Origin of the sequence: Hymenobacter persicinus (assembly GCF_004167665.1) — a bacterium.
GTDB lineage: Bacteria > Bacteroidota > Bacteroidia > Cytophagales > Hymenobacteraceae > Hymenobacter > Hymenobacter persicinus.
Genome location: NZ_SEWE01000121.1, coordinates 1 through 2,023 on the forward strand (window position 1 = coordinate 1; position 2,023 = coordinate 2,023).

Annotated in this window: 3 protein-coding genes; 2 read left to right on the top strand and 1 reads right to left on the bottom strand. The window is 66.3% G+C overall.

Annotation, left to right across the window (positions count from 1 at the left end; genetic code table 11):
• On the bottom strand, nucleotides 1-667 hold a 667-nt coding region (locus EWM57_RS20870), incomplete at its 3' end, for a trehalase-like domain-containing protein (RefSeq protein WP_242510166.1).
• A 479-nt stretch (nucleotides 668-1,146) separates the two neighbouring features.
• On the opposite strand from EWM57_RS20870, the gene EWM57_RS20875 reads away from it, so the two are divergent.
• Both EWM57_RS20875 and EWM57_RS20880 read left to right on the top strand, forming a co-directional pair.
• Entirely contained in the window at nucleotides 1,147-1,362 is a 216-nt protein-coding gene (locus tag EWM57_RS20875) for a hypothetical protein (RefSeq protein ID WP_129922937.1), read from the top strand.
• A 37-nt stretch (nucleotides 1,363-1,399) separates the two neighbouring features.
• Nucleotides 1,400-2,023, top strand: a 624-nt coding sequence (locus tag EWM57_RS20880; RefSeq protein WP_165370606.1) for a universal stress protein, incomplete at its 3' end; no start/stop codon positions are given.

Below are 2,023 nucleotides of genomic sequence, written 5' to 3' on the forward strand. Positions count from 1 at the left end.
GAATCACGGCCGCCTGGTGGAAGGTGCCAATGCTGGTGCTTTTCACCCACTTGTGCCAATAGTCCACCGTTTTACGCAAAAACTGCTCGGCCGTGGATTCCAGCGGCGCCTCCAGCGGGGCTCCGTAGGTGAGCACCAGGTACTTGGTCTCGTTGAGCACGAAGTCTTCCTCGTCGAGCACGTAGGTGAGCGGGATGTTGGTGGTGAGCCGGATTTCTTCCTCCAGGCCCAGAAACGCAATGTGGTTGGAGCTGCGGCGGCGGCTCAGCTCCAGTTCCCCGTACTGGCCCATCGGCCGGCAGGCCACCCGCACCCGGGGCGTGCCGGCCAGCGGCTCTACCTTCCGGATAAACATCAGGGGCTTGTAGTACCGGTCGTATTGGGCAAAGCGCGGGGCAAAGTCCGTGACCCGGTAGCGGCCGTCGGGGGCGTCGATTTCGGTGCAGAGCACGTTGGTGTTGGCCTGGTAGTACTGGCTGGTGCGGAACTCGGGCGCGGCGGGCCGGATGCTGAACTCGCCGCCCTTCTGGTCGTCGAGCAGGCTGCCAAACACGAAGCTGCTGTCGAAGCGGGGCCAGCAGAGCCAGCGCACGGCCGTATCGGTGCCGATAAGCCCGAGAAAGGCGCAGTTGCCGATCAGGCCCATGTCATAGGTGTGTTTCGTCATCAAGAGTCAGAGTTAATGCCAGCAACAGCCGGCGCAAAAACGGCCCGGCGGTCCACGGGCTTTGCTTATAGTACCCCGTTGCCGGGGCCCGGGTTGTCCTGCCCCGGGCCGGCGGAGCGCGGACGGCGCCCAGAAAAACACCCTCGCGGGGGATTCTACTCCCCGGCACCCGGGGGCAGGACATGACAAAAATCATCCTCTAAGCCAATGTTCGTCAGGGCATTAATATTTATATGTATGGATATTTGAAACACCGACTATTCCTTCTTCCACCCGGGCCGTTGCGGCCCATTACCCCACTCCGCCATGGTCACGCCCACTCTTCTGTTTTCGGTGCTGCTGATAACGGTGCTGGCCGTCGCCAGTGCTTACCTGCACGGCAGGAATCAGCAGTCCTACTCCTAGGCCCCGGGGCCCCGGTCCGGCCACCGGCCGGGGCCTGCGGCGGCAGCTATCGGCTCCACTAACTGCCTTGCCCTATGCAACCTGCTCCCCAGAAATCACTCCCGCGCCGGGCACCCGCCGGCTGGACTCGGGCCGGGGGCCGGGGGCCACTGGCCATCAGCGCCGCCACGCTGCAGGCCGCGCGCGAAGCCGACGCCACCATTGCCCCCGATGTGTGGGGCAGCGACTATCCCGACCTGCCGGCCGCCGACGTGGCCCGGCTACCCGCGACCCGGCGGCGGCCATTCTGACTACGCGCGCTGCCCTCTTCCCTTACGACCTGTTGCCATGACGCCTTCCCTCGTTGTCCTGACCGATTTTCTGGCCGTTTCCAACCGCGCCCTCGACTACGCCGCTGCTCTGGCCGTGCCGTTGGGGGGCCACTTGGTGCTGCTGCACGTGCCCCACGACGGCCTGCTGGCCCCCGAGGAATACGGCCACCGCCACAGCCGCAGTGCGGAGCGCCAGACCGAGCACGAACTGCTAAAGCTGGCCGCCGCCCAGCCCGTACCGGCGGAAGTAGACGTGTCGGAGCAGTTTCTGCCCGACGCGGTGCAGGAAGCCGTGCGCCGCACCCAGCCCCTGTTGCTGGCCATGGGCTTGAGCACTGAGCACGACGCGCTGGACCACGTGCTGCACAACCAGGCCCTGCCCGTGCTGCGGGGAACTCACCGGCCGCTACTGCTCGTGCCCGAGCTGGCTCCGGCTGCCCAGCTGCCGCGCCGGGTGCTGCTGGCCCTGGATGCGGAATCCTTCGTGCCCAATGCCGCCACTCGGGACCTGGCCCCCCTACTGGCCGCCTGGCCGGCTTCCTATACCGTAAGCCACGTGCTGGGCCTGCACGAGCAGGAGGCCTTTCCGGGGCAGCGGGTACTGCACCACCTGCACCTGAGCCGGCTGCTGCCCCCTACC

What these genes read in the sequence shown, in the direction of transcription:
- EWM57_RS20875 (WP_129922937.1), top strand. Translation starts at nt 1,147, where the DNA reads ATGCAACCTGCTCCCCAGAAATCACTCCCGCGCCGGGCACCCGCCGGC.